The following is a 2,317-nucleotide window of genomic DNA, read 5'->3' as shown; positions in this document are numbered from 1 at the left end:
GTGCCGCCAGAGAACACCGCGCCGCTGAAGAACACCTCGCTGCCGGAGAACACCGCGCCGTCGAAGGACACCATGCCGCCAGAGAACACCGCGCCGTCGAAGGACACCGTGCCCTCGGAGAGCTCCGCGTCGTGGAAGGACACCTCGCCGCCGGAGAACACCGCGCCACGAAAGTCGATGTTGCCGTCGATGGTGACGCCTGTGAGGTCGAGGTTGTGGCCTTGCCAGGAGCGGTGAGCGCCTTGAGGGATGCGGTAGTGGTCGCCAATGAGGCGCAGGACCGTATGCCGGACCTCGCGCAGTGCCCGGTACAGGTCCACCTTGTCCTGGTGGGCGTCGCGCTGTTCCTGCGTGGGCGAGGTGCCGTTGGGCGCCGGGTCGGGCAGGTCGCCGGGGTCGGAGGGGAAGGGGAGCCGGAGGTAGGCGCACAGGACGTCGATGCAGGTCTGGCGCAGATTGTCGTCGGGGGCGTCGTCGGCGAGTCCGGCCAGGGCGTGGACGCCGCCGAGCCGTACGGCCGGGGAGTCGGAGCCGAGTTTGTCGACGGCCTGGGAGAAGCGCTCGGTGTGCAGCCGGGTGGCTTCCCGGTGGGCGCCGGTCTCGTCCACGCGCTGGCGGCGATAGGCGACCACCAGGGCGACGAGCGCTCCGGCCCCGGCAACGACGCCGAAGGAGAGCTTCACCAGGTCGAAGAGCGTCTTCGCGTCGAGCTTCGCGGTGCGATCGATGCCTCGGAAGTCCAGCAGGACCACCAAGCTGTAGAAGACGCCACCCGCGACCAGGACGGCGACGACGAAGGTGACGGCCAAGGCCCAGCCGACCTTCCACAGGCGCAGCTCTCGATCATCCGCAGTTGATCGCGGCCGCCGGTTCAGTGTCATGCCGATGGAGACAAAGGACCGAGACCTGCGGTTGCAGAGCGGTACGAGAGACCGAGCCCGCATCCTCCAACAGCTGCGGGGTACGGCGTGAGCGAGGTCGACCGGACCCTGCACGTCCTGTGCGAAGCGGAGAGCGAGCGTAGCTTCCGCTGCCGGCACTCCCACACAGACGGGTGAAGGCTGCCCGAGCGGAGAACCTTGACCGGTGCTGGCGCGTAGTGTCGTGCATGCAGCCGATTCATCCCACCCACGTGGAACAGCCCGGCCTGGCCGTCATCGAAGTCGCGGCCGCCGACGACGCTACCGCCTTCGCCGTCCAGGACCTGCTCGCCAAGCACTGCGCGATCGCGCCGGCCGACCGCACCGTCCGTGAACCCGGCGAGGCTGGCGTCCGGCTGCGCATGTTCCTGGACCTGCGCCAGCAGCCCGACACATAGTCCACTCGATAGAGTCGGTGTCGGTCCGTGCCGAACGCAGTCGGCACGGACCGCCTTCCTGAGATGCCACTGCGGCAGGCTGTTCTCAGCCCCTGGGCCCAGGGTCGGCGTCGCGCAACGCTCTCGCAGTCTTCTCGCAGGCGAGGGCTATGTGGTGGCGAAAGGCGTGGATCTTCGGATTGGTCACCTCGCGCCGTAGGGCCACAAGCGCCTCGATCCATTCCACGGCGTCCTCGGGCAGGGTGTAGGGCTCCCCGTTCAGCCGTTGAGCCGCGCGGGGCGCTAGCGGAACCTTGTCCTGATCCCGGAGCAAGACAGTGCGCACTACCGTTTGAGTGCGTTCCACGACCTCGCGCACCGGCTCGCGACTCCTTCCACCGTCGCTCACGGAACGCTCTGCACGGGCTTGGGCACTGCGCAGCTCCCAGGCCCGACGGCGGTGCACGGGGCTGCAGTAGCGCGGTGGCCGGCCACGGCCGCCGTATGGGACCAGTTCGCCGCACCATGCGCAGGTTCGTTCCACAAGCCGCTCGCGCGCGGAGCTCCGATCGCGATCGTCCTGCCCGCTCAGTTTCGTCACAAACGAAACTCTAGAGGCCTGCTGCACTAAGGCCTTACCGGGCCCCGCACACACGAGCATCCGAGCCAAATCGCCGAATCACCGGCCACGCCCCTCAAGAAGGCGACCTCCCCGAAGGCTTCCTTGAGGTGCCACTGGGCACGGGGGGGCGGGCGGCGCGGTACGCCAGCACCCTGACCTGCCGTGGTGACCTCGTCGGCCTTCAAACCGGGCGCGGACTACTTCCCTTTGGCGAGCTGGTCGACCCGGCCAACCGACAGATCAAGCAACGTGGCGCGTCCTTGGCGAGATGGAGAGTTTGGTGGAATTGTCCGCTGTCCTGGCCGCCATCATCAGCACGGTCGCAGCGCTAGAACGTGCCCGGTCGCCGCGGGGAACCTGGTCCGGAAGGGCGCCCAGCGCGTGGGGATTTCGAAGAA

2 protein-coding genes are annotated in these 2,317 nt (G+C 68.2%); one reads left to right on the top strand and one right to left on the bottom strand.

Features of this window, described 5'->3' with window-relative positions; translation table 11 throughout:
• The coding region (locus tag AQJ54_RS42060) for a pentapeptide repeat-containing protein (protein ID WP_169808278.1) at nucleotides 1-881 on the bottom strand (881 nt) is incomplete at its 3' end.
• Between the two features lie 227 nt (nucleotides 882-1,108).
• Between AQJ54_RS42060 and AQJ54_RS42055 the strand changes: the two genes are divergently transcribed.
• Nucleotides 1,109-1,318, top strand: coding sequence for a DUF6207 family protein (locus AQJ54_RS42055; protein ID WP_062246833.1), 210 nt, complete (start codon nucleotides 1,109-1,111; stop codon nucleotides 1,316-1,318).
• Nucleotides 1,319-2,317 lie beyond the last annotated feature (999 nt).

This window comes from Streptomyces griseorubiginosus, from assembly GCF_001514195.1.
GTDB lineage: Bacteria > Actinomycetota > Actinomycetes > Streptomycetales > Streptomycetaceae > Streptomyces > Streptomyces griseorubiginosus.
Note: the sequence above shows the minus strand (reverse complement) of the source record. Positions and strands in the feature narration are given on the sequence as shown.

Excerpts from the sequence above, each read along its gene's own strand:
- AQJ54_RS42055 (WP_062246833.1), top strand. The coding sequence starts at position 1,109 with ATGCAGCCGATTCATCCCACCCACGTGGAACAGCCCGGCCTGGCCGTC.